General features: G+C 72.1%; 21 protein-coding genes and 1 pseudogene. 12 read left to right on the top strand and 10 right to left on the bottom strand.

Features of this window, described 5'->3' with window-relative positions; genetic code table 11:
• The first annotated feature begins 4 nt into the window (after positions 1–4).
• On the top strand, positions 5–502 hold the full coding sequence (gene purE, locus SD460_RS01160) for a 5-(carboxyamino)imidazole ribonucleotide mutase (RefSeq protein WP_086857853.1): 498 nt from the start codon (positions 5–7) through the stop codon (positions 500–502).
• Positions 503–506: 4 nt separating this feature from the next.
• Here the strand turns inward: purE and SD460_RS01155 are convergent, their stop codons facing one another.
• The gene (locus tag SD460_RS01155; RefSeq protein WP_290059624.1) at positions 507–1,196 is read right to left on the bottom strand and encodes an SDR family NAD(P)-dependent oxidoreductase; all 690 of its coding nucleotides are present in this window, start codon (positions 1,194–1,196) and stop codon (positions 507–509) included.
• A gap of 107 nt (positions 1,197–1,303) precedes the next feature.
• Between SD460_RS01155 and SD460_RS01150 the strand changes: the two genes are divergently transcribed.
• The gene (locus SD460_RS01150) at positions 1,304–2,317 is read left to right on the top strand and encodes an Lrp/AsnC family transcriptional regulator (RefSeq protein ID WP_318305836.1); all 1,014 of its coding nucleotides are present in this window, start codon (positions 1,304–1,306) and stop codon (positions 2,315–2,317) included.
• On the opposite strand, the gene SD460_RS01145 is transcribed toward SD460_RS01150, so the two are convergent.
• The gene (locus SD460_RS01145; protein ID WP_290059620.1) at positions 2,306–3,982 is read right to left on the bottom strand and encodes a class I adenylate-forming enzyme family protein; all 1,677 of its coding nucleotides are present in this window, start codon (positions 3,980–3,982) and stop codon (positions 2,306–2,308) included. The two genes, SD460_RS01150 and SD460_RS01145, sit on opposite strands and share 12 nt — an antisense overlap.
• A gap of 114 nt (positions 3,983–4,096) precedes the next feature.
• Between SD460_RS01145 and SD460_RS01140 the strand changes: the two genes are divergently transcribed.
• From SD460_RS01140 to SD460_RS01130, 3 genes are all read left to right on the top strand, one after another.
• Positions 4,097–5,254, top strand: a complete 1,158-nt coding sequence (locus SD460_RS01140) for an acyl-CoA dehydrogenase family protein (protein WP_290059617.1) — start codon at positions 4,097–4,099, stop codon at positions 5,252–5,254.
• A gap of 159 nt (positions 5,255–5,413) precedes the next feature.
• Positions 5,414–6,334, top strand: a complete 921-nt coding sequence (locus SD460_RS01135; RefSeq protein WP_290059615.1) for an esterase/lipase family protein — start codon at positions 5,414–5,416, stop codon at positions 6,332–6,334.
• 68 nt (positions 6,335–6,402) lie between these two features.
• A complete protein-coding gene (locus tag SD460_RS01130; RefSeq protein ID WP_290059613.1) occupies positions 6,403–6,828 on the top strand; it encodes a hypothetical protein in 426 nt (141 codons plus the stop codon).
• On the opposite strand, the gene SD460_RS01125 is transcribed toward SD460_RS01130, so the two are convergent.
• A complete protein-coding gene (locus tag SD460_RS01125) occupies positions 6,825–7,211 on the bottom strand; it encodes a hypothetical protein (RefSeq protein WP_290059610.1) in 387 nt (128 codons plus the stop codon). The genes SD460_RS01130 and SD460_RS01125 overlap by 4 nt on opposite strands.
• Positions 7,212–7,292: 81 nt before the next feature.
• Between SD460_RS01125 and SD460_RS01120 the strand changes: the two genes are divergently transcribed.
• Positions 7,293–8,108, top strand: coding sequence for a DUF1206 domain-containing protein (locus tag SD460_RS01120; protein WP_290059607.1), 816 nt, complete (start codon positions 7,293–7,295; stop codon positions 8,106–8,108).
• Here SD460_RS01120 and SD460_RS01115 read toward each other — a convergent pair.
• Positions 8,105–9,958, bottom strand: a complete 1,854-nt coding sequence (locus SD460_RS01115; RefSeq protein WP_318305834.1) for a GTP-binding protein — start codon at positions 9,956–9,958, stop codon at positions 8,105–8,107. The two genes, SD460_RS01120 and SD460_RS01115, sit on opposite strands and share 4 nt — an antisense overlap.
• A 247-nt stretch (positions 9,959–10,205) precedes the next feature.
• On the opposite strand from SD460_RS01115, the pseudogene SD460_RS01110 reads away from it, so the two are divergent.
• Positions 10,206–10,642: pseudogene (locus tag SD460_RS01110) on the top strand (DoxX family protein).
• On the opposite strand, the gene SD460_RS01105 reads toward SD460_RS01110, so the two are convergent.
• Positions 10,639–11,349, bottom strand: coding sequence for a TIGR03089 family protein (locus SD460_RS01105; protein ID WP_290059603.1), 711 nt, complete (start codon positions 11,347–11,349; stop codon positions 10,639–10,641). The pseudogene SD460_RS01110 and the gene SD460_RS01105 overlap by 4 nt on opposite strands.
• A gap of 108 nt (positions 11,350–11,457) precedes the next feature.
• Here SD460_RS01105 and SD460_RS01100 point away from each other — a divergent pair, with 108 nt between their 5' ends.
• A complete protein-coding gene (locus tag SD460_RS01100) occupies positions 11,458–12,294 on the top strand; it encodes an NAD(P)H-binding protein (RefSeq protein WP_290059602.1) in 837 nt (278 codons plus the stop codon).
• Positions 12,295–12,422: 128 nt separating this feature from the next.
• Here the strand turns inward: SD460_RS01100 and SD460_RS01095 are convergent, their stop codons facing one another.
• Together SD460_RS01095 and SD460_RS01090 are read right to left on the bottom strand one after the other, a co-directional pair.
• On the bottom strand, positions 12,423–13,715 hold the full coding sequence (locus SD460_RS01095; RefSeq protein WP_318305833.1) for an LCP family protein: 1,293 nt from the start codon (positions 13,713–13,715) through the stop codon (positions 12,423–12,425).
• Positions 13,716–13,752: 37 nt separating this feature from the next.
• On the bottom strand, positions 13,753–15,279 hold the full coding sequence (locus SD460_RS01090) for an LCP family protein (RefSeq protein WP_318305832.1): 1,527 nt from the start codon (positions 15,277–15,279) through the stop codon (positions 13,753–13,755).
• A 138-nt stretch (positions 15,280–15,417) separates the two neighbouring features.
• On the opposite strand from SD460_RS01090, the gene rfbB reads away from it, so the two are divergent.
• Together rfbB and rfbD are read left to right on the top strand one after the other, a co-directional pair.
• Positions 15,418–16,407 (top strand): dTDP-glucose 4,6-dehydratase, encoded by a 990-nt coding sequence (gene rfbB / locus SD460_RS01085; protein WP_290062691.1) that lies wholly within the window; start codon positions 15,418–15,420, stop codon positions 16,405–16,407.
• Between the two features lie 11 nt (positions 16,408–16,418).
• Positions 16,419–17,306, top strand: coding sequence for a dTDP-4-dehydrorhamnose reductase (gene rfbD / locus SD460_RS01080; RefSeq protein ID WP_290062692.1), 888 nt, complete (start codon positions 16,419–16,421; stop codon positions 17,304–17,306).
• Positions 17,307–17,417: 111 nt separating this feature from the next.
• Here the strand turns inward: rfbD and SD460_RS01075 are convergent, their stop codons facing one another.
• From SD460_RS01075 to SD460_RS01065, 3 genes are read right to left on the bottom strand one after another with little or no spacing between them, the layout of a single operon-like run.
• Positions 17,418–18,503: a glycosyltransferase family 4 protein gene (locus SD460_RS01075; RefSeq protein ID WP_290051656.1), complete on the bottom strand. Its 1,086-nt coding sequence runs from the start codon at positions 18,501–18,503 to the stop codon at positions 17,418–17,420.
• The gene (locus SD460_RS01070; RefSeq protein WP_318305831.1) at positions 18,496–20,997 is read right to left on the bottom strand and encodes a glycosyltransferase; all 2,502 of its coding nucleotides are present in this window, start codon (positions 20,995–20,997) and stop codon (positions 18,496–18,498) included. Before SD460_RS01070 ends, SD460_RS01075 begins: the two co-directional genes overlap by 8 nt.
• A gap of 30 nt (positions 20,998–21,027) precedes the next feature.
• Positions 21,028–21,963 (bottom strand): glycosyltransferase family 2 protein, encoded by a 936-nt coding sequence (locus SD460_RS01065; RefSeq protein ID WP_290051659.1) that lies wholly within the window; start codon positions 21,961–21,963, stop codon positions 21,028–21,030.
• A 9-nt stretch (positions 21,964–21,972) separates the two neighbouring features.
• Here SD460_RS01065 and SD460_RS01060 point away from each other — a divergent pair, with 9 nt between their 5' ends.
• Both SD460_RS01060 and SD460_RS01055 read left to right on the top strand, forming a co-directional pair.
• Entirely contained in the window at positions 21,973–23,049 is a 1,077-nt protein-coding gene (locus SD460_RS01060) for a glycosyltransferase family 4 protein (RefSeq protein ID WP_290051661.1), read from the top strand.
• Between the two features lie 72 nt (positions 23,050–23,121).
• Positions 23,122–24,252 carry a glycosyltransferase family 4 protein gene (locus SD460_RS01055; protein WP_290051768.1) on the top strand — a complete coding sequence of 377 codons (1,131 nt, stop codon included), beginning with the start codon at positions 23,122–23,124 and terminating at the stop codon, positions 24,250–24,252.
• The last annotated feature ends 10 nt before the right edge of the window (positions 24,253–24,262 follow it).

The raw sequence follows: 24,262 nt of genomic DNA, 5'->3' as shown, positions 1-24,262 counted from the left end.
AGGTATGGCGCCGCAGGTGGGCGTGATCATGGGCAGCGACTCGGACTGGCCGACGCTGGAGGCGGCCGGGGCGGCGCTGGACGAGTTCGGCGTCGAGTACGAGGTCGGCGTCTACTCGGCGCACCGGACCCCGCAGCGCATGCTGGACTACGCGACGTCGGCGGTGGCCCGCGGCATCCGCGTGATCATCGCGGGCGCGGGCGGCGCGGCCCACCTGCCGGGCATGGTCGCCTCGGCGACGGTCCTCCCGGTGATCGGCGTCCCGGTCCCGCTGAAGTACCTGGACGGCATGGACTCCCTCCTCTCGATCGTCCAGATGCCGGCCGGCGTCCCGGTGGCCACGGTCTCCGTGGGCGGCGCCCGCAACGCGGGCCTGCTGGCGGTCCGCATCCTGGCGGCGTCCGACGAGGGCCTGCGCTCGAAGATGGCGAAGTTCCAGCAGGACCTGGAGAAGCTGGTCCTGGACAAGGACGCGGCCCTGCGCGCGAAGACCGGCCACTAGCGGGTCACCACGGCACGGTCTTGCCCTCCCGGTCCAGGTACTCGAGGCCGGGGCGGCCCCGCTTCGCGAGCAGGACGTCGACCACCTTCGGGACGGTTTCCGCCATCGTGAACGGCGCTTCCGGTCCGCCGAGGGCCGTGCGGATCCAGCCGGGAGCCACGAGGACCAGCGCGCGCCCGGTGTCGGCTTGGCGGGCGGCGAAACTGCGCATGAGCATGTTGAGCGCGGCCTTGCTGGCGCGGTAGACCTCGCGTGAGCCGGTTTCGTTGTTCGTGATGCTGCCCTGGCCGGACGACATCGCGCCGATGAGGCCGTCGGTGGGCACGAGGTCCTGCAGTGCCTCGATGACGCGCATCGGGCTGAGCGCGTTGGTGACCATGACGTCGACGAAGTCGGCGGTCGGCACCTCGCCGATCGGGGTCGCCGGGTTGTTCGTGGTGCCCGCGTTGACGAAGAGCACGTCGAGCCGGCGGCCGGCGAGCCGTTCGCGCAGGGGCCCGAGCTGCCCGGGTTCGGTGATGTCGAGGTGCTCGACCTCGACGCGGCCGTCGGAGGCGTCCGCCAGGTCGTGCAGGGGAGTGCGCGCGGCCGGGTCTCGGACGGTGCCGATGACGTGCCAGCCGCGGGTGGCGAGTTCGGCGGCGATCGCGTGCCCGAGTCCGCGCGAAGCGCCGATGATGAGGGCGGTCTGCATGGCTGTTCCCTTTCGGTCGGCTGTGGACCCGAGTCTGTCCGCGTGGCCGGCGAACGCGCCCGTCCGGACCAGGGATTTGTAGGATTGCCTCGATCGAGGAGGCGTCGATGACCGAATCCCTCGCTGTGCAGCCCGACGATGTGCGTCTCATCCGCGCGCTCCAGATCGCCCCGCGGGCCTCGTTCGCCTCGATCGCGGCCGCGCTCGGCGTCACCGAGAACGCCGTCGCGCGGCGCTACCGGCGGCTGCGTGCCGAGGGGGTCCTGCGGGTCGCGGGCATCGTCGACCCGGGCGCGCTGGGGCAGAGCAAGTGGCTGGTGCGGCTGCGGTGCCGGCCCGGCAGCGTCGCGGCGATCGCCGACGCACTGGCGAAGCGGGACGACGTCAGCTGGGTGGGGCTGTGCGCCGGCGGCTCCGAGATCGGCTTCGCGGTGCGTTCGCGGACGCGGGAACAGCGGGACGACCTGCTCGGCCAGCAGTTGCCGCGGACCGCGGCCGTCCTCGACATCCACGTGGCCGCGATGCTCCGCCAGTTCGTCGGCGGCCGCGGGCACTACTGGGCCGCGCTGCGGGGCACCCTGGACCCCGAGCAGGAAGCGCGGCTCGGGGGCGACGGGGCACCGTTCACCGAAGCCCCGGTCGTGGCCCGCGAGCCGGTGCACCTCACGGCCGAGGACGAGAAGCTGCTCGCGGTCCTCGCCGCGGACGGCCGCGCCGCACTGGTCGACCTCGCCGCGGCCGCGGACCTGACGCCCGGTCGCGCCGCACGCCGCCTGGCGGCACTGGTCCGGTCGCGCGTCGTCCACATCGACGTCGAAATCGCGGCCGCGGCGCTCGGCTACCACGCACGGGCGAACCTCTGGTTGCGCGTGCACCCGTCGGCAGTCAAGGACGTCGGGCGCACGCTCGCGCAGCTGCCCGAGATCGCCTTCGCCGCCGCGGTTTCCGGGCCGCACAACGTCCACGCCGTCACGCACTGCCGGGACCTCGACGAACTGTTCGAGTTCACCTCCGACCGGATCGGTTCGCTGCCCGGGTTGCAGAGCATGGAGGTCTCGCCGCTGCTCAAGCACGTCAAGCAGGCGGGGACGCTCCTGTCCGGCGACCGGTTAGCCGGGTAGCTCGCCGGTCAGCTGCTGACGCAGTTCGCGCTTGAGGACCTTCCCCGCCGCGGACACCGGGATCTGCTCGACCACGTGCACCTCCCGCAACCGCTTGTAGGGCAGCACCTTCTCGTTGACCGCGGCCATCAGCTCGGCCCCGTCCAGCGGCCCGCGCGGCACCACGAACGCCACCGGCAGCTCGCCGACCTCGTCGTCCGGCCGGCCGACGACCGCGGCCGCCGCCACGCCGGGCATGGTCACCAGCAGTTCCTCGAGCTCGCGCGGGAAGACGTTGTAGCCCTTGTACAGCAGCATGTCCTTCTTGCGGTCCACGATGGACAGGTAGCCGTCGGCGTCGAGGATGCCGATGTCGCCCGTGTGGAGCCAGCCGTCGACCAGCGCCTGCGCCGTTTCCTCCGGGCGGTTGCGGTAGCCCCGCATGATCTGCGGGCCGCGGAGGCAGACTTCGCCCTTCTCGCCCGCGGGGAGCGGATCCTCGCCGCCCTCGGCCGGGACGATCTTGACCTCCGTGTCGAAGATCGGCACGCCCACCGAGCCGACCTTGCGCGTGCCCGAGCGATACGTCGGGGAAATGACCGCGCCCATGGTCGCTTCGGTGAGGCCGTACCCCTCGGCCACGACCACGCCGGGGAACCGCTCACGCAACGCGTTGATCATCGCGTGGTTCATCGGGGCCGCGCCGGAGCCGATCGACTTCACGGACGACAGGTCCGCGGTCCGGAAGGCGGGCGTCGCGAGCAGCGCGGCGAACAACGCGGGCGCGCCGCCGATGCCGGTGATCCGCAGCCGTTCGGCGTCGGCGATGTAGGCGGCCGGGTCGAAACGCGCGTGGAGCACGGTCGTGGTGCCGGCGAGGACGGCCGCGTTCAGTCCGCCGATGATGCCCATCGCGTGGAACCAGGGGGTCAGGTTGATCGCGACGCCGGTGCCGAGCCGGGACGGCCACTCGTCCTCGCTGCCGATCTGGTCGATCGTGACGTCGCCGTGCTCGTCGAGCGCCGGCACCGAGCCGGTGCCCCAGCACGCGTGCTGGAGGGTGTTGACCACGACGTTGCGGTGAGTGAGCCGCACGCCCTTCGAGCGGCCGGTGGTGCCGCCGGTGTAGGCGAGGTGCGCGAGGTCTTCGTGGACGTCGGTGTCCACCGAAGGGCGCGTCTCCGGCTGCCCGGCGTGGAACGCCTCGAACTCGACGGCGCCGGCGGGCAGGTCGGCGGTGGGGTTCACGACGATCGTCAGCCGGGCCGGGATCCGGTCGGCGACGCTCGCGAGCGCGCCCGAGACCGGGCCGAACGTCACCACGGCCGCGGCCTCGCAGTCGGTGAGCTGGAAGGCGAGGTCACCCGGCGGGAGCAGCGGGTTGGCCGGGCTGAAGGTGGCCCCGGCCAGCAGCGTGCCGTAGTAGGCGACCGGGAAGGCGAGGCAGTTCGGCAGGTGCAGCGCCACGACGTCGCCGCGGCCGATGCCGCGGGCCCGCAGCGCGTGCGCGAACCGGCAGGCCGCGCGGTGGGTCTCGGTGAAGGTCAGGCTCCGGCCGTCGTGTTCGAAGGCGATCCGGTCGCCCCAGCGGGCGGCGCCCGCGGCGAGGATCGAACCGACGGGGACTTCGGGGTAGTCGAGGGAGGCGGGCAAACCGGGCGGCGTCGTCGGCGCGGTGAGCGGCATCACTCGACCTTACGAATTGTGCGGTCAACGACACAAGGACGAGGGCGCCGCCGCTTGTGAACGAGCGCTAACATCGACAGAACTCTTCCGACGTTGCAGAGAAGGTGACCCGAAGTGACCGACGGCCTGTACCAGCTTGCCGAGGAGCACGAGGAGCTGCGGGCCGCGGTCCGGGCCCTGGCCGAGAAGGAGATCGCGCCCTACGCGGCCGAGGTCGACGAGAACGAGCGCTACCCGATCGAGGCGTACAACGCGCTCGTCAAGTCGGGCTTCAACGCCGTCCACATCGGCGAGGAGTACGACGGCCAGGGTGCGGACGCCATCGGCGCGTGCATCGTGATCGAAGAGGTCGCGCGGGTCGACGCGTCGGCGTCGCTGATCCCGGCCGTGAACAAGCTCGGCACGCAGCCGATCATCCTGTCCGGTTCGGAGAGCGTGAAGAAGCTGGTGCTGCCCTCGATCGCGTCGGGCGAGGCTTCGGCGTCGTACGCGCTTTCGGAGCGCGAAGCGGGCTCGGACACCGCGTCGATGCGCACGCGCGCCCGGCTCGACGGCGACCACTGGGTGCTCAACGGCACCAAGTGCTGGATCACGAACGCGGGCGAGTCCTCCTGGTACACGGTGATGGCCGTGACCGACCCGGACGCGGAGAAGAAGGCCAACGGCATCTCGGCGTTCGTCGTGCACAAGGACGACCCGGGCTTCTCGGTGGGCCCGAAGGAGAAGAAGCTCGGCATCAAGGGTTCCCCGACCCGCGAGATCTACTTCGAGAACTGCACGATCCCCGAGGACCGCATCATCGGCGAGCCCGGCTCCGGCCTGAAGACGGCGCTGCGCACCCTCGACCACACCCGCCCGACGATCGGCGCCCAGGCACTGGGCATCGCCCAGGGCGCCCTCGACGCGGCCGTGGCGTACGTGAAGGACCGCCGCCAGTTCGGCAAGGCGATCGCGGAGTTCCAGGGCATCCAGTTCATGCTGGCCGACATGGGCACCAAGATCGAAGCGGCCCGCCACCTGGTCTACGCCTCCGCGGCGGCCACCGAGCGCGGCGACAAGCGCGCGGGCTTCATGGCCTCGGCGGCGAAGGCGTACGCGTCGGACATCGCGATGGAGGTCACGACGGACGCCGTCCAGCTCTTCGGCGGCGCCGGCTACACCCGCGACTTCCCGGTGGAGCGCATGATGCGCGACGCGAAGATCACGCAGATCTACGAAGGCACGAACCAGATCCAGAAGGTCGTCATGGCCCGCGCCCTGCTCAAGGGCTGATCCCCGCACGAACGACGCCCCCGGTACCCACGTGGTGCCGGGGGTTTTCGCTGTGTCGAAAAATCACTCACCAGGGGGAGTGTCCGGACAAGTTACCCGCGCGTTAACCAGTCGGTGACGTGGATCACCATCCTTCACAGAGAGGTGAACGGGATGGGTATGACGCGCAGGTGGCTGACCGCGGCTCTGGCCGCGGCGGTGGCGCTCACGCTGGGGGCCGGGGCCGCGCAGGCCGCGGAACGAGAACCGACCGGGCCCGTGCAGCCGAACATCCTCACGGCCGCGCTCTACTCGCTGGGGGCGCCCACCATCGCGCCGCCCGGGGCGAACGACTGGAACTGCAAGCCCTCCGAAAAGCACCCCAATCCCGTGCTGCTCTCCAACGGGACCACCGCCAACGCCTACGAAAACTGGGCCAACCTCTCGCAGAAGCTCGCCAACGCCGGGTACTGCGTCTTCGCCGGGAACTTCGGCGGGGCGCCCGGCTCCTTCCTGCAGACCGTCGGGCCGGTCGCCGACACCACGAAAGCGCTTGCTGCCTTCGGGGACAAGGTCCTGCAAGCCACCGGTGCCGGCAAGCTCGACGTCGTCGGGCACTCGCAGGGCGGGATGAACGTCCGGTACTGGATCAAGTACCTCGGCGGCGCGGACAAGATCAGCCGGCTTGTCGGGCTGTCCCCCTCGAACCACGGGACCGACCTCTTCGGCCTGCTCAGCACGCTCGAGCGGATCCCCGGCGTGCCCGCCGCGCTCGGGACCGTCTGCCAGGCGTGCAACGAACAAGCCGTCGGGTCCGACTTCCTCACCGACCTCAACGCCGGTGGGGAAACCGTCGACGGCATCCAGTACACCGTGATCCAGACCCGCTACGACGACGTCGTGACGCCGTACACGAGCGCGTTCCTGCCGGCGAAACCGAACGTCAAGAACATCCTGCTGCAGAACGTCTGCGGGCTCGACTTCACCGACCACCTCGGCATCACCTACGACCCCGTCGCCCAGGGGCTGGTGCTCAACGCGCTCGACCCCGCGCACGCCAAGACGCCGCCGTGCGTGCCGGTGCCGCCCGTGATCAGCTGAGTTTCGCCACATGAGACATAACCCACCGCCGGGGCGGATTTCCGCTCCGGCGGTGTCACCCTCGAAGCATGTACTGGCCGGTTCCGGCGTCCTGGACGCCCCACGACGAAGCCGAGCTGGTCGCCGGCTGGCGGCTGTGGCTCGAGCTGTCCGACCGGGCGTGGCCGACGGCCGCCTGGGACGGGACGCCGGCCGGTGCCGTGCGTCAGCTGCGGGACCTGCTCGCCGCGTGCGACGAGATCGAAACCGCGTACCGCGCGGACGCCGATGAGCCGTCGGACGGCTTCCTGCGCCTGACGCAGGGGCTCGCCGTTACGGCGGGCTCGGTGATTTCGCTCTGGTTCGACGACGTCGACCAGCTCGACGGCGACCGCGCCGCCCTGCTGCACGACGACCTCGCGCGGTTCGCCGAACAGGCCGAGCAGATCCTGACGCTGCTCGCCGTCAACGGCGGCTGGACCGGCCTCGGCGAAGTCCGGCGCCGCCCCGCCTAAGCCAGCGTCGGGTCCGTCCCGCCGCCTTCGACGGGCAGGAACCGGGTGCCGCCGAGCATGTCGTCGAGCGGGCGGTCCAGGGTCAGCCCGCGGTCCGGCTCGAGCGTCCAGGCGAGTTCGAGGCGGGTGTCGACGTGCTCACGGCGTTCGACGCGGTGGCTGCCGTCCGCCGCCCACGTGCCGTCGATCTCCAGCCGCAGGCGCAGGTCCAGCCGTCCCGGTGCCGGCGTGTGCCAGTCGAACCGGTGGACGACGAACTCCGTGCTCCAGCTCGACCAGTACTGCCAGCCCGTCCCGTCGGCGCGGAAGCCGAGCTCGGTGTACTCGGTCGAGCCGGGGTGCACCTCCGACTCCGACCAGTAGCCGATCAGTCGCGCGTTCACGCAGGGATCGTCCCAGGCACAGCAAGTGATTAGGCCGCATGGCCCAGCCGATGGCGCGTCGGAATGGGTACTAGAGCAGGCATGAACCGGACAGAGGCCACCGCCCGAAGGGGCGAGAAGAGCGACACCGTGCAGCTGCTCGGCAGGATCGGGATGGCGTGCTACGGCGTCGTGCACCTCGTCATCGCCTACCTGGCGCTGCAGGTCGCCTTCGGAGACAGCGAGCAGGCGGACCAGAAGGGAGCGCTGCAGCAGGTCGGCTCGACGGCGTTCGGCCAGATTCTGCTCTGGGTGATCGCCGTCGGCCTCGTCGCCTACGGCCTCTGGCAGTTCCTGATGGCGGCCAAGGGCTACACCTGGGTCAGCGGCGGCAAGCGGACGCGCAAGCGGATCGGCGCCGCGGCGCGCGGGGTCGCCGTGCTCGTGCTCGGCTTCACCGCCGTCCGGATCGCCACCGGCAGCGGAGGTGGCGGCTCGAACAACCAGAGCCAGCAGGAGTTCACCGCCGAGCTGCTGAAGCTGCCGGCCGGGCCGGCACTGGTGGTCGTCGCCGCGGCGTGCGTGCTCGGCGTCGCGATCGCCGCCGGGGTGAAGGGGTTCAAGAAGAAGTTCCTCGAAGACCTCGACACGAGCGAGCTGCCGGGCAAGACCAAGCGCTGGATCGGCTGGGTCGGCGCCACGGGCTACCTCGCCAAGGGCGTCGTCTTCGCGATCGTCGCGATCCTCCTCGCCATCGCCGGGTTCCAGGCCGACCCGAACAAGGCCGGCGGGCTGGACGCCGCGCTCAAGACGCTCGCCGCCCAGCCCTTCGGCGTCGTGCTGCTGACCGTGGTGGCGCTCGGCCTCGCCGCGTTCGGTGCGTACTGCTTCGGCGCGGCCTGGGCCCACAAGCGCTAACGCCGGGCGACCTGCGCCAGGTATTCCTTGCGGTCCAACGGGTTGTCGCCGGTCCGGGGGCGGACCGGCGGCGGCCCCGGGTACGGCCGGTACTCGCAGAACTCGCTGAGGAACACGCCCTCGCCCTGGCCGAGTGCCGGCAGTGCCTGCTCGAACTCGTGGACGTGCGCCGCCGGGATCGTGCCGTGCAGCGTGCAGGTCCCGGTCCCGGTGACGGGTTCGCCGGGGACCGCCCGCAGCTCGGCCAGCTTGAGCAGCACCGCGCTGACGGCAGGCACCGGGACCTCCAGCTCGAAGCGGTGTATCGGCTCGTGCACCCGCGTGCCGGCCACCTTCAATGCCGCCATGAGCACCAGCGGCGTCATCTTGCGGAAGTCGCCGGCGGCGCTGAGCGGGCTGAAGAACGCCGTGTGCGTCAGCGTGACGGCGATGTCCAGCACCTCCCAGCCGTACAGCCCCTGTTCGAGCGTCCGGTGGACGGTCTCCTCGATCGCCTTGTGGAACGCCAGGGGCAGCGAACCCAGCTCCACCGACAGCCCGAACGCGACTCCCGGCCCGGGTTCCACCCGCAGCCCGACCGTCGCGAAGAAGTACAGCCGCTGCTCCGGGTCCAGCTCCTCGACGGCCTCGCCGCGGGCGACCGGCTTCTCGACGTACAGCGTGCGCGTCCGCTCGAAGGTGACGTCGATCCCGGCGCCCTCGGCGAGCATCGAGCGCAGCACTTCCTTCTGCACTTCGCCGTAGAGCCGCACCGAAACGTCGTGGCCGTACCGGCGGACGTCGATCAACGGGTCCTCTTCGGACAGCCGGGTCAGCGCGGTGAACAGCGCGGCAGCCTGCTCGGGCCGGACCGGCCGCACGACGGTTTCGAGGCTCGGCGGCGCGAACACGCCGTCGCGAGCGGCGCCGGGTGACCCGAGCCGGTCGCCGATCCGGACCTCGCGCAGTCCGCGCACGCGGGCGACGTCCCCGGCGAGTGCGACGTCGTCGCCGACGACTTCGACCGCCGAGACCCGGCCGGTGAGCTCGGTTTCGCCGCGGTAGAAGGAAATCCGCTGCCGCGCGGCCAGTGTGCCGGAGTACAGCCGGGCGTAGGCGATCTTCTCCCCGGCGCGGCCGCGGTCGATCTTGAACACCGTCGCGGCCAGCGGCCCGTCGCCGGTGCGCTCGGTCGCCGGGAGCAGCTCGGCCATCGTCGTCACCAGGTCCGCGACGCCGTCGCCGGTGATGGCCGAGCCGGACAGCACGGGGTGCAGCGCGCCGCGGGCGACCTGCCGGGCCAGCTCGGCGCGGCGGGCCGCGGCGTCGACGTTGTCGTCCACATAGGACCTCAGGAAAGCGTCGTCGCCGTCGGCCAGCAGCTCGCTCAGCTCGTCGGGTGACGTCTGGTGCGGCGCGAACGCCCGTGGCGCCAGCTTGGCGCGGATGTCGCCGAGCTGGTCGCGGGCGCCGGCGCGGTCAGTCTTGTTGACGAAGATGAGGGTCGGGATGGCGAGACGGCGCAGCGTGCGCATCAGCACGCGGGTCTGGGCTTGGACGCCCTCGACGGCGGACACCACGAGGACGGCGCCGTCGAGCACCCGCAGGGCACGCTCGACCTCGGCGATGAAGTCCGAGTGGCCCGGGGTGTCGATCAGGGTGATCCGGGTGCCGCCGGTCACGAAGGACGCCACCGCGGACCGGATGGTGATGCCACGGCGGCGTTCGAGCTCGAGCGAGTCGGTCTGGGTGTCACCCCGGTCGACGCTGCCTAGGTGGTCGAGGACGCCCGCGTCGAACAGCAGGCGCTCGGTCAGGCTGGTCTTACCGGCGTCGACGTGCGCGAGAATGCCGATGTTCAGGGTTTTCACGGTCGTGAGGAGTCCTTTGTGATGCGGGTGACAGGCCGGGTCGGACGGTCTGTCGGCGCATCGGGGTCTCCTCGCGGTCGTCGGCGCAGGTCAGGGCGAAGATAGCGCTCGTCGGCGCCGTGGCCAACCGCTTTTCTGCTCCCTGTCGGTTCCCTGTCGATCACCCTCCGGAGCTTCGAACGGGACTTCCGGACCCCTAACTTGGGGCGGGTCAGTTGAAAATTCACCCACCGGGGAGCTGAAACCGATGTTCGGACGATTCAAGGACGTGGCCCTGTTGCTGGGGAGGATCGGCGTCGCGGTCGTCTTCCTGGCGCACGGCATCCAGAAGTGGAACAACGGCATCGACGGCACGGCGAAGTTTTCGAGATGACGGGCATCCCGCTGCCCACCGCCGCCGCGGTCTTCGCGATGACCGTCGAAATCCTCGGGTCCGTCGCGTTCATCGCGGGTTTCCTGCTGCCGCTGGTCGGCATCGGGTACGTCGTGATCTCGGTCGGCGCGCTGCTGTCGGTGCACATCGACAACGGCCTGACCGGGCAGGGCGGCTACGAGCTCGTCCTGGTGCTGGCGCTGGCCGGGCTCGCCCTCGGCTTCAACGGCGGGCGGCTTTCGCTGGACCACCTGCTGTGGGGCCGCAAGCGCGCCCGCCGCGTCGAAGCCGGGGAACTGCAGAACGCTTAAGCCGGGAGGTCCGCCGTGGTGCGCTCGGCGTCACGGCGGGCCCCCAGTTTCGCCTCGTCCGCGTTGCTGACGTGGACGAGGTGGGCGCCGGCGGCGAGCGGGACGAGGAAGCCGTCGAGGATGCCCTCCGGCCCGTCCCAGTCCCTTGTGGACAGCACGCGGTCGTCGTGACCGAGGCCCAGTTTCGCCGCACGGGCGCGGGCTTCGGCCAGCACTTCGTCCACAGTGGAGTCGAAGAGTGCCGCCGTGTCGCCGGGGATCGGGAAGAGCGGGCGGTACTGGTCGCCCGCCATCCGTGACTCCGTCAGGTAGTCGAACGCGCCGCCGCCCGGCGGTTCGGACAGGCCGCGGCCCATCGGGTCGAGCGTGACGACGGCGGTCGAGGTCGCGCCGGTCGGCTCCGGGTCGTCCGGCCCGACGAACGCCACCCGCGCGCCGGCGCCCTCGGTCACCACGCGCGCCCCGCACCACCACGCCCCGAGCAGCACGCCGACGGTCTGCCAGTGCGCCGGGAGCTGCACGGCCACCGCGTCGCCCGGCTCTACGTCGAACTCTTCGGTCAGCCAGTTGGCCGTCTTCGCGGCCCAGTTGGCGGTGGTCGCCACGGACAGCTCGACGCGGCTGCCGAGCTGGTCGTCGTAGTGGGTGATCAACGGTCGGGCGGGCGAGGCCAGCAGCGGGCGCAGCAGCTCGTCGGTCAGGCTCATGCGGACAAGGCTAAGGCGCGGACCAGAGACCTCGCCGGTTGACACCGGATCGCGGGCCTGAGTAGCTTTGCTTTGCAAGCAAAGCTATCTGGGAACTGGGGTTCACTCATGACCATTCTCGTCACCGGGGCTCGCGGCAACGTCGGCCGAGCGGTGCTCGAAGAGCTTGTTTCCGCAGGTCAAGACGTACGTGCGGCGAGCAGGGACGCGACCACGCTCGACGTTCCGGACGGCGTCGCGAAGGTGAGCGCGGACCTCGAAGACGCGTCGACGCTGGACGCCGCGGTGGCGGGGGTGTCCGCGGTCTTCCTGTACACGCGGCCGCAGGGCATCGAGGGATTCGTGAAGGCGGCTGAGGCGGCGGGCGTGCGGCACGTCGTCCTGCTGTCGTCGTCGGCGACGCTCGAACCGCAGTCGGCGGAGGGCCGGATCGCGCGGCTGCACCGCGCGGCGGAAGAGGCGCTGGCGGCGGCGCCGTTCGCCTCGACGGTGCTCAACCCGGGCGCGTTCGCGACGAACGCCCTGGGCTGGCGCGCGGACATCGCGGAGGGCGTGGTCCGCACGGCGTACCCGGACTCGAAGATCGGCGCCATCCACGAGCGCGACATCGCGGCGGTCGCGGCCCGGATCCTGATCGACCGCTCGCACGCCGGCGAAGCGCTCGCGCTGACGGGCCCGGAGCCGATCTCGTTCCGCGAGCAGGCCGCGATCCTGGCGGACGTCCTCGGGCGGCCGTTGCGGGTCGAAGAGCTGACGGCGGAGCAGGCGGCCGAGCGGATGGTCGCGTCAGGCTTCCCGCCCGAGGTGCCGCCGGACGTCTTGCGGGTGTGGGAGCGGACATTGCGGGAGCCGTCGCTGGTGACGGACGTGGTCCGCGAGGTGACCGGCCGCGCCCCGAGGACGTTCCGGCAGTGGGCGGAGGACCACCGCACCGACTTCGCCTGACACCCGGGCGCCACTTTCACGTGAAAGCGGCATGAGGTTCGTGTGAGGTAGCGGCACTTTCGTCATGAAAGTGCCGCGTGAAGTTCTTGTGAGGTGGCGGCACTTTCGTCATGAAAGTGCCGCCGGGGTCAGTTGACGCAGGGGACGCCGGGGGAGGCTTGGGGGAGCGGGGCCGCGGCGGGGGCGGAGCCGGCGGGGGCGAGGGGGAGGGCGGAGCCGGCGCCTGAGCCTCCGCCGGACGGGGGTGCGGGAGCGGGGGTGCGGCCGGCCAGGCCGGCCACGTACTCGCGGACCGCCTTCGGGTCGATCTCCACGATGCTCTGGCCGTCCGCGCTCCGCCCGTTCGCGGTGATCACCGGGATCGTCGCGAACGCCAGGTCCCCGGACGCGATCCCCTTCGCCTGCTGCGCGAACTGCAGCAGGTCGAGGCCCGGGTCGATCGTCAGTGCCCGGTGTGCCGCGTCCGTCAGGCCGTTCAACGTCCCCGGGCTGGTGAGCGTGCCCGCCGACAGCACCTGGTGCAGGGCCGAGGACAGGAACGCCTGCTGGCGCACGATCCGGTCCAGGTCGCCGCGGGGGAGGTTCTTGCGCTGGCGGACGAACGACAACGCCTCGCCGCCCGAGACCGTTTGCTCGCCGCGGGGGAAGTTCGCGCCCGAGTCCTTGTCCTCCGTCGCGTGGTTCAGGCAGACCTTCACGCCGCCGAGGGCCTCGGTCAGCAGGTAGAAGCCCAGCAGGTTGATCTCGGCGTAGTGGTCGATCCGCACCTGCGTCAGGTCCTGGACCGTCTGCACGAGCACCCGGCGGCCCTCGGTGTCCGAATCACGCTCGATCTTCGCCTGGTCGCGCTCGCCCTGGCCACGCAGCTCCTGCGCGAAGTGCGCTTTCGCGATGCCGTACGCCGAGTTGATCTTCGCCGGGCCGCGGCCTGGGATGTCGGTCCACGTGTCGCGCGGGATCGAGATCGCCGACGGCTTGGCGCCGTTCTTCGGGACGCGCAGGACGATCACCGTGTCGGTGTTCACCGCGCCGTTGTTGGCCTCCGTGCGCAGCTGCCGCAGGAGCCGCGCCGGGAGGGGGTTGCCCTGGGCGTCCGTGCGCGCGTCGCTGCCGACCAAGAGGATGTCGTCGGCGCCGTCGTCCGCCGGAGGCGGGGCGGGCTCGCCGGCGCGCGGGGTCAGCGCGTCGGTCGTCGGGACGGTGCTCTGCAGCTGGTCCTTCGTCACGTACGCGTAGCCACTCGCGCCGAGCGCGAGCAGCGACACCAGGCCGAGCGCGACCCGGCGGGTCACGCGGCCGGCTCGTCGCACGCGTGACGGCGCCGGAGCGGGAGCCGTCCGTGGGAACGGCGACGGCTTCCACTCGTCGCTCTGCGTCACCGGCTCGGCGGCCGCCTCCGGCTTTTCCTGCTCGTCTTCCACCCTGGACTTCCTCCCCCGACCACCCTGCGTACGCAGTCTAGTTGACGCAGGGGACGTCGCCCGCCGTGATCGGCGGCGCGGCGGGGGTGGTGGGTGTCGCAGTGGACGCCGGCGGCTTCGCGGCCGTCGACGTCGGCGCGCCACCGGGTGCGGCGGCGGAGTTCCGGAAGTCCTTGCCGAGCAGCACGCGCACGTGCCCGGCGGTGACGTCCCGGTCCGGCTCGGCCTGGACCGTCGTGCCCAGCGCTTGCTTGACGAGCGCCAGCGCGGTGTCGTCGGCCGGGTTGTACCGGACGACCGTCGTGGTGCGGGTGCTCAGCTTCTGGTCCGCGGCCAGCGTGAAGCCCTTGCTCTGCAGCGCCGCGTGCGTCTGACCGGCCAGCGCCGCCGAACCCGTGCCGTCGAACAGCTCCACCGTGACGGCCTTCGCGCCCGGCAGCTGCGTCGACGTCGGCGTCGCGGGGGTGTCGCCGTCCGACGTCAGCCGCGCGACCTCCGCCGCCACCGCCGCCTGGTCGACGCGAAGCACGTCCGCGCCGCCGATCACCGCGTTGCCCAGCGTCGGGATGGTCTGGAACTCGATGTTGCCGCCGGTCAGGCCGCGCATCTGCTCGGCGAACTCGGTCAGGTCCCAGCCCTGCGACAGCACGACGGACTTCTTCACCGCGCCCACGAGGTCGGCGATCTTCCCCGGGCTGGTCAGCACGTCGGTCGAGATCACCTTGCGGGCCAGCCCGGACAGGAACGCCTGCTGGCGGGCGATCCGGTCGAGGTCGTAGTTGGGCAGGCCGTAGCGCTGGCGGACGAACGCGAGCGCCTGCACGCCTTCGATGGTCTGGCGCCCGCCCGGCAGGTCCACGCCGGACTTCACTTCCTTGACCGGTCCGTTGAGACAGACCTCGACGCCGCCGATCGACTTGGTGATCTCGTAGAAGCTCGCCAGGTTGACCTCGGCGTAGCGGTCGATCATGCCCGGCTTGCCGATGAACTTCTCGATCGTGGCGATCAGGTTCTTGCGCCCGGCGACCTTCGCCTCCTGATCGGCCTGCTTCAGGTCGGTCATGCCCTGGCGCTGCAACGTTTTGTAAGTGTCCGTGTACGCGTAGACAAACGCGCTGTTGAGCTTGTGCTTGCCGTAGCCGCCGGCCAGCTCCACCCAGGAGTCGCGGGGAAACGAGATCGCGATCGCGCGCTTCCCGTTCTGGGGGATGTGCACGAGGATCATCGTGTCGGTGTTCAGCTCGCCGTCGGAGACGCCGGCGTGCAGCATGTCCAGCACCTCGCGGGGCAGCGGGTTGCCCTGCGCGTCGGTGCGGCTGTCCTGGCCGACCAGGAGGATGTCGATCGCGCCGTCGAGCGGCTTCGCGTGCGCCTCGGTGTCGGCGAAGACGTTCGTGGTGGTCAGGCCGCTGTTCGGGTCACCGATGAAGTGCCAGCCGTACCAGGTCAGGGCCAGGATCGCGACGGACAGCAGCGAGACGACGACCTTGCCGCCACGCCGCGCGGCGAGCGCGGCGCCGCTGCCCCGGCGCGCCGGGATGGGCGGCGCAGGCCATTCGGTCACGCGCTTCCTCCCCTGTGAAGCCCCGTACTTCCCCCAGGGCACCAGTGTGCCTCCACCGAGACTCTACTGAGGGTGTTGTGGGACCTCCGTAGGCTGGGGGCGGATTGCCCCGTCCGGGGCGCGAGGAAAGGCGGGGTTATGCGGGTCCTGGTCACCGGTGGTGCGGGCTTCATCGGGTCGCACTACGTCCGGCAGGTGCTGACCGGCGCCTACCCGGCGCTGCGTGACGCCGAGGTTGTCGTGCTGGACAAGCTCACCTACGCCGGCAACGAGGCCAACCTGGCCCCGGTCGCCGCCGACCCGCGACTGCGGTTCGTCCGCGGCGACATCTGCGACACCGCGCTGGTCACCGAGGTCATGCGGGGCGTCGACCTGGTCGTGCACTTCGCCGCCGAGTCGCATGTGGACCGCTCGATCCTCGGCTCCGCCGACTTCGTGCTGACGAACGTGCTCGGCACCCAGAACCTGCTGCAGGCGGCCGTCGACGCGGGCGTCGGCAAGTTCGTGCACGTGTCCACCGACGAGGTGTACGGCTCGATCGCGGAAGGTTCGTGGACCGAAGACCACGTGCTGGAGCCGAACTCGCCGTACTCGGCGTCGAAGGCGTCGTCCGACCTGGTGGCGCGGTCGTTCTTCCGCACCCACGGGCTGCCGGTGTGCGTCACCCGGTGTTCCAACAACTACGGTCCGTACCAGTTCCCGGAGAAGGTCATCCCGCTGTTCGTCACCAACCTGCTGGACGGGCGGAAGGTGCCGCTCTACGGCGACGGGCTGAACGTCCGTGACTGGCTGCACGTGGACGACCACTGCCACGGCATCCAGCTGGTCGCCGAGGGCGGGCGGCCCGGCGAGATCTACAACATCGGCGGCGGTACCGAGCTGACCAACCGGGCGCTGACGGAAAAGCTGCTCGAAGCCGTGGGGGCCGGCTGGGACAGCGTCGAACCGGTCGAGGACCGCAAGGGCCACGACCGCCGGTACTCGGTGGACATCACGAAGATCAGCAGTGAGCTGGGGTACGCTCCGCGCGTGTCCTTCGAGGACGGTCTGGCCGCGACAGTGGCCTGGTACACGGACAATCGCGCGTGGTGGGAGCCCCTGGCGGAGCGGGCCGCGCTGAAGAAGTAAGGGATCTTTCTGTGCGGCTGACGGTGCTCGTCCCCGGTGGTTCCGGACAACTCGGCCGGGATCTCGCCGCGCTGGCGTCCTCCGAGGTCGACGTGGTGGCGCCGGGTTCCGCGGAACTCGACGTGACGGCGACGGGCCAGGTCCTCGCGGCGGTCGGCGCGCTGGCCGATCGTGCCCGGGAGACGGGTTCGGCGCCGGTGGTCGTCAACGCGGCGGCGTACACGGCGGTCGACGCGGCGGAGAAGGACGAAGAGCGTGCGTTCGCGGTGAACGCCGACGGCCCCCGCGTCCTGGCGGCGGCGTGCGCGGCCCGGCGCGTGCCGCTGATCCACGTGTCGACGGACTACGTGTTTTCCGGCGACGCTTCGGTTCCCTACGAGCCGTCGGACGAACTCGGGCCGCGTTCGGCGTACGGCCGCACGAAGGCGGCGGGCGAGGACGCGGTGCTCGGGTCCGGGGCGTCGTCGTGGGTGGTGCGGACCGGGTGGCTGTACGGCAAGTCGGGGTCGAACTTCGTGAAGACCATGGCTGCGCTGGAAGCTTCGCGTCCTGAACTGTCCGTTGTGGACGACCAGGTGGGCGGTCCCACGTGGACGGCCGACCTGGCCGGCGGTCTTCTGGAGCTGGCCTCTCGCGTGGCCGGCGGGGATGGGCCGGAGGCCCGGATCCTGCACTGCACGAACGCGGGATCGGTGAGCTGGTGCGGTTTCGCCCGCGCGGTGTTCGAGCGGCTGGGCGCGGATCCGGCGCGGGTGCGGCCGTGCACGACGGAGGAGTTCCCGCGCCCGGCGGTACGCCCGGCGTACTCGGTGCTGTCGCCGTCGTCGTGGAAAGCGGCGTGGCTGACCCCGATGCGGCCGTGGGAAGAGGCGCTGGACGCCTACTTCGCGGCCGAGTAGGGCCCGGACTCAAGCGCCCCAATGTGGCGTTCGGTGCGTCCAACGCACCGAACGCCACATTGGGTGCGCTGGACGCAACCAACGCCACATTGGGGCGCTTGGGGCAGTCGGTCAGTGACGGCCGGAGGCCAGGCGGTACGCGCCCACCGTCAGTTCCGCGCACGTGCGCCACGTGAAGCCCGCCGCGTGGGTGCGGCGGGCCGCCGACGTCGCCACCGCGTGCGGGTCCGTCACCGCTGTCCGCAGGGCCGAAGCCAGGCTGTCCACGTCGCCGTACGGGACCAGGCTCGCGCAGTCGCCCGCCACTTCGCGCAGGGCCGGGATGTCCGTGCAGACCACCGGGACGTCCGAGGCCATCGCTTCCAGTACCGGCAGGCCGAAACCCTCGTCGCGCGAGGGCAGCACCAGTGCCGACGCGCCCGCCACCACCGTGCGCAGGTCCACATCGGACAGGTAGCCCGTCTGGGTCCGGCGTGGGCCGTGGGGGAACGGGCCGGGCCCGGCGAACACCAGGTCCGGGAGGTCCGGGGCCGCGTCGTGCGCGCGGGTCAGCCAGTCCAGGCCCTTGCGCGGGCCCGCCGCGCCCGCGAACAGCAGGTACTTCGCGGGCAGGCCGAGGCGGGCGCGGCGCTCGTCGTCCGGGGGACGCGCGGTGAACCACGCCGGGTTGACGCCCAGCGGGGTCACCACGATCTTGTCGCGGGAAACGTCGAGGCGCTCCGCCACCGCGTCCGCGACCGCGGCCGTCGGGGTGCAGATCACGTTGGCCCGGTGCGCGCCGCGGCGGACCAGTTCCGGGAGGTCGCGGTCGCTCGGGGCCAGCTCCGCCGGGTTGTCCAAAAAGGCCAGGTCGTGGATCGTCACCACGCCCGCCGCGCGGAACCGGCCCGGCAGCACGAAGTTCGTGCCGTGCACGACGTCGGTCGGGCCGGCGAACAGCTCCACCGGCGGGAAGTCCGAACGGACCCACGCCATCCGCAGCAGCCGCGCCGCCACCGGCATCCCGCGGGCCTGCGCGCCGTACGGGAGCACGTGCCGCAGCCGCCGCCAGCCGCGCAGCGTGAACGCCACCGCGCGCGTGTCCACCTCGGAGATCGACACCAGTTCTTCGATCAGCGCGGACGTGTACCGGCCGATCCCGGTGCGGGCACCGAGGAGCGGGGTGCCGTCGAGGAGAACGCTGAGGGACCTAGCCACGGCGGAGCCGTTGCTTCGCGACCTTGAGCACGCGGCCGCCCGCGCGCCGGGCCAGCTCGCCCGCACCGCCCGCGGTCAGGTACTCGCGGACGAGGTCGACGTCCCGCCGCAGCATCGCCCGCCCGCGCACCGCCGGCGTCTTCACCAGGTCGGCGGACCCGGGCAGCCGGTCGGCCGCCGGGCGCGGGTCGCGGCAGAACTCCACCAGCGGCTTCAGTGCTTCGGGCCACGCGAACCGCTGCGCGACGACGGCGATCCGCTCGACGCAGCCGGCCGCGAACTCCTCGTCGTACAACGACTTTTCCAGTGCGTCCGCCAGCGCGGAAGCGTCCTCGGCCGGCACGACCACGCCGAGCTTCTCCGCCCGCACCAGGTCGGCGAAGGCGTCGCCGTCGGTGGTGACGATCGGCAGGCCGGCCCACAGGTAGTCGAGGACGCGGGTGCGGAACGCGAACGTCGTCTCGACGTGCTCGTAGTGGGTCGTCACCCCGCAGTTCGCGTCGAGCAGCCAGTTCTGGCGCTCGTGGTAGGGCACCCACTGCTCGTTGAAGTAGACGTGCTTGCCCGTCAGCCCCAGCGAATCCGCGAGCCGGATCGTGCGGGTGCCGATGTCCATCTCGGCGACCTCGGGGTTCGGGTGCTTCATCCCGAGGAACACCAGCCGGACGTCGCCGCGGCGGCGGCGCAGCTCGTCGATCGCGCGGACCAGCGTCAGCGGGTCGAACCAGCTGTATACCCCGCCCGCCCAGAGCACGACGTGGTCCGTGCCGCCGATGCCCAGCGTCGAGCGCAGGCCCGGCCCGGTGCGCACCGGCGGCTCCGGCGACAGTCCGAAGGGGACGACCGCGAGCAGCGACTGCGTCGTCGGATCGGCGTCGTAGAGCCGCGGGGAAAGCCGGCCCAGCGCGGCCAGGTGACCGAGCCAGAAGTGCCGCTGCCGCTCGGACGCGCAGAGGAAGAAATCGCCGCGCTCGAGCTGCGCGTCCAGCACCTTCGTGACGCCGGCGAGGTCGGCCGCGCGCTGGTCGTCGGCGACGCCCTTGCCCTGCTCCAGCAGCTCCAAGTGCATCGGGTCGTAGAGGTCGGCGACGACGATCTTGCCGCTGTGCTGCTTCTTCAGCGTCGGCGCCAGTTCCAGCACGTGACCCTGCAGGACGATGACGTCGGCCCAGGCGATCGGCGCTTCCAGCTCGCGGTGCTTGCCGGCGCTGACCCGGAACGGCGCGGGCGGCGGCGTCGCGAGGGGGTTGGTGGTGACCAGGTGGACGTCGTGCTCGGCGGCCAGCGCCAGCGCGATGTTCCAGGCGCGGATCGCCGGGCCCGCCATCCGCTCGGTGAGCGCGTCGCCGGTGATCACGAGGATCCGGCGCCGCTGCCCGAAAGCCTTTTCGATGCCGAACGCCTCGACGAGGATGTCGTGCGCGGCGAGGTAACGCGGCAGCGGGTACGCCGGCTCCAACGCCTTGCGCAGCAACGGAAGCAGGTCGGCGTCGGTGCGGACGCGCGCGGCCTGCTCGACCGCGCGGGACTCCGCCAGCGACGGCAGCTGCTCGACGAACTGGTCGATGGCGAGCAGTCCGGCCAGCGTGGTCCGCGGGACGGCGACGTCGCCGGACTCGATCGGGCCGACGCCCTGTTCGAGGTCGAGCTGGGTCGCGTCCAGCTCGCCGCGGGCGGTGGCCCGGCGCACGGCCAGCGCGAGCGCCGCGGGCAGCGCGCGGGCCAGCGTTTCGTCGGAGAGGTTCTTGTAGAGCGCGGCGAGTGCGTTGCGCTCCAAGAGAAAGGTCTCGCGGCCGGTCTCCGGAGCGTCCACTGTGGACATCGTGCCGTGGTGGCGGTGGAACGCCTGCGATTCCGGGACGTACCGCACCCGCCAGCCGCGCAGGTTCAGCCGCCAGCCGAGGTCGACGTCCTCGTAGAACATGAAGAACCGCTCGTCGAAGCCGCCGAGCTCGGCGAACACGCTTTCCCGGACGAACATCGCCGAGCCGGTGCCGAACAGGACGTCCTTCGCGACCTCGTGCTCGGCGGCCGGGACCTCGGCCAGCGGGAGGCCGGCGTGGCGCTTGTAGCCCATGCCGAACCAGGTCAGGCCGCCGTCGACGAAGTCGGTGCCGGTGCCGTCCCAGTCGACGACCTTGCTGGCCACGGCGGCGACGCGGGGCTGGGCGCGCAGCTCGGCGACGGCCGCGGCGACCCAGCCGGGTGCCGGGCGGGCGTCGTTGTTGAGGAAGCCGAGGACGGTGCCCTTCGCGTGCTTCGCGCCGAGGTTGCAGCCGCCCGCGAACCCGGTGTTGCGGCCGGCCTCGATCACCTGGGCCGACGGCACGGCCTCGCGGATGCGCGCGGCCTCGTCCGAGTTGTCGACGCAGATGAGCTCGAGCTCGGGGTAGTCGTGCTCGGCGAGCGCGCGCAGGCAGGTGATCGTGTCGTCGGCGCCGTGGTAGTTCACCACGATCACCGAGACGAGCGGTTGCGGTTCCCCCTGCGCCAAAGCCTGCTCCTTCGTCGGATGGGCGCCAGCTTAAAGGCCCGCCCAAGCCTCCCAGACCGCGCCTCGGCCGAGCGTCGCGCGGCGGCCGATCCGGCGGCGGGCGAGCACCGTCGCCGGCAGCCGCGCGGCGACCTCGGCGAGGACCCGGCAGCGCAGCCCGAACCGGAAGTTCGCCGCGGCCGGCCGTCCCGGCCGCAGCGGCAGCACCGCTGTCAACACGGCGAACCTGACCAGCTGGTTCACCGCGACCCCGCGGGGCGCGCACCGCAGCAGCATGAGCAGCCGGTTGCGCTCGTTCCAGCGGTGGAACAGCGGCGAACCGGGCTTGCTGCTGACGCCGTGCGCGTGCCGGACGCGGGCGCCGGGCACCGCGACGACGTCCCAGCCGGCCAGCCGCAGCCGCCACGCGGTGTCGGTGTCCTCGTAGTAGCAGAAGAAGGCCGCCGGGACGCCGTGCACGCTCTTCAGCACGTCCGTGCGCAGCAGGGCCGCGCCGCCGCAGAAGGCGAACACCTCGCCGGCCGGCTCGGTGAGGTCGGCGCCGTGGCCGTCGGCGGTCAGCCGGACCCCGGCGGACTGGGTGGTGCCGTCGGGCCGCACGAGCAGCGACGTCGCCGCGGCCGCCAGCGGTGCTTTCCCGAGGGTGTCCTCCAGCGTCGCGAGCCAGTCCGGGGCCGGTTCGGCGTCGTCGTTCAGCCACGCGATGAGCGGCGTACCGACCTTCTCGAGCGCGACGGCGAGGGCGCCCGCGTACCCGGTGTTGCGGGGAAGGCGGAGTACTTGCGGACGCGAAGGATGGCCTTCGAGCAGGGCGGCGGTGCCGTCGTCGGAGGCGTTGTCCACCACGAGCGTCCGATGTGGACGCGTCTGCGCGGCGAGCGCGTCGAGGCAGGCGGTGACGTGCCCGGCACCCCGCCAGGTCACGACGACCACCGTGGTGGCGGGATTCGCGGTCACGTCCCGCACAATAGCCGCGTGCCCGAACTGGTCGTGCTCGCCGAGCAGCTCCTCGCGCCCGTGCCCGGTGGCACCGGGCGCTACACGGCCGAGCTGCTCCCCGCGCTCGCGAAGACCGCGCCGCCGGGCTGGACGGTGTCCAGCGTGGTCGCGCGGCACGCCGACGTGACCGTGGCCGAGCTCGACGGCGTCGACGGCCCGCGGGTGCTGAAGATCCCGCCGCGCGCGCTGGTCGCCGCGTGGCAGCTGGGCCTGCGCTGGTGGCCGGGCGGGGATGCGGTGCACGCGCCGACGCCGTTCGCGCCGCCGCGCGCGCCGGCCGGGAAGACGCTGAGCGTGACCGTGCACGACACCGTGCCGTGGACCCACCCCGAGACGCTGACCGCGCGCGGCGTCAGCTGGCACCGGTCGATGATCGCGCGGGCCGCGCGGCGGGCGTCGGGGCTGGTCGTGCCGACCCGGGCGGTCGCCGACGAGCTGGCGGTGCTGATCGACCTCGACGTCCCGGTGCGCGTGGTCCCGCACGGCGTGCGGGTGCCCGCCGGCGACGCGGACCTCGAGCTGCCCGCCCGGTACGTGCTGGCGGTCGGCACGATCGAGCCGCGCAAGGGCATCGACGTGCTGATCGACGCGGTCGCCGCGCTGGACGGCGTGATGCTCGTGCTCGCCGGCCAGCCGGGCTGGGGCGGCGTCGACCCGGTCGCCTTGGCGGTCGAGCGTGGCCTTCCCGCCGAGCGGCTGCGGGTGCTCGGGAAGGTGTCGGACGCCGAGCTGGCGACCGCGCTCCGGCACGCGAGCGCGCTGGCCGTGCCGAGCCTCGCCGAAGGGTTCGGGCTGGGCCTGCTGGAGGCGATGGCGGCCGGGGTCCCGGTGGTGCACACCGACGTCCCGGCGCTGGTCGAGGTGGCCGGCGGCGCGGGCGTGACGGTGCCGCGCGGCGACGCCAGGGCGCTGGCGGCCGCGCTCCGGGAGGTGCTCGGTTCGCCGTCCCGGGCGGCGGAACTGGTGCGGTCGGGGCGGGACCGGGCGAAGGCGTTCACCTGGCGCCGCGCCGCGGAAGCCGTCTGGGCGATCCACCGGCGGCCCCGCGATTAGCCCGGTTTGCCAGTTCCCCACCAGCGGGAAGGGCTGCCGCCGTACCCTGCAGGGGTGAGCGATGACCCCCGGGTGCTGATCGACGCGACGGCGGTGCCCGCGGACCGCGGCGGGGTGGGCCGGTACGTGGATTCGCTGGTCGCCGCCCTCGACGCGGACGGCGCGCGGCTCACCGTCGTCTGCCAGCCCCGCGACCTGCAGCTTTACGATCGGCTGGCGCCGCGCTCGCGCGTCGTGCCCGCCTCGCCGTCGACGACCACCCGCACGGCGCGGCTGACCTGGGAACAGGCGACCCTGCCCCGGCTGACCCGCCGCCTCGGCGCGGACGTCGTCCACTCACCGCACTACACGATGCCGCTCGCGACGTCGGCGGCTTCGGTGGTCACGCTGCACGACGCGACGTTCTTCACGGACGCGGTGCTGCACTCGTCGGTGAAGGCCCGCTTCTTCCGCGCGTGGACGGCGACGGCGTTGCGCCGCGCGACGCTGTGCGTGGTCCCCTCGGCGGCGACGGCGGCGGAGCTGGCCCGCGTCGGCCCGGTCCGGCACGCGTCCTTGGAAGTCATTCACCACGGCGTCGACACCGAGCGCTTCCACCCGCCGTCCCCTGCGGAGATCGCCGCGGCGCGGGCCGCGGTGGGCCTCGGGCGGACGCCTTACGTGGCGTTTTTGGGGGCGCTGGAGCCGCGCAAGAACGTGCCGGCCCTGATCCGCGGGTTCGCCCGCGCGGTGGCGGGGCGCCCGGACGCGCCGGCGTTGGTGCTGGCCGGGCAGCCGGGGTGGGACACGCAGGTCGAGCGGGCTTTGGACGCGGTCCCGCACCGGCTGCGCGTGATCCGGGCGGGGTACCTGCCGTTCGGCACGCTGGCGGGGTTCCTGGGAGGGGCTTCGCTGGTGGCGTACCCATCGCTGGGCGAGGGCTTCGGGCTCCCGGTCCTGGAGGCGATGGCGTGCGGCGCGTGCGTGCTGACCACCCGTCGGCTGTCGCTCCCGGAGGTGGGTGGGGACGCGGTGGCGTACTGCGGCGTGGGCGCCGGGGACGTGGCCGCGGCGATCAGTGAGCTGCTGGCCGATCCGGGGCGACGGGCGGAGCTGGCTACGGCGGCGCAGCAGCGGGCGAAGGAGTTTTCCTGGGCCACGACGGCGGAGCGTCATCGGGAGGCTTACGGGAAGGCCTGGTCACGGCACCTGCGGAGCCGCTGAGCGTTCCGGG

This window comes from Amycolatopsis solani, assembly GCF_033441515.1.
Taxonomy (GTDB): Bacteria; Actinomycetota; Actinomycetes; order Mycobacteriales; family Pseudonocardiaceae; genus Amycolatopsis; species Amycolatopsis solani.
The sequence above is the reverse complement of the archived record's forward strand: the minus strand, read 5'-3'. Positions and strand labels throughout refer to the sequence as shown.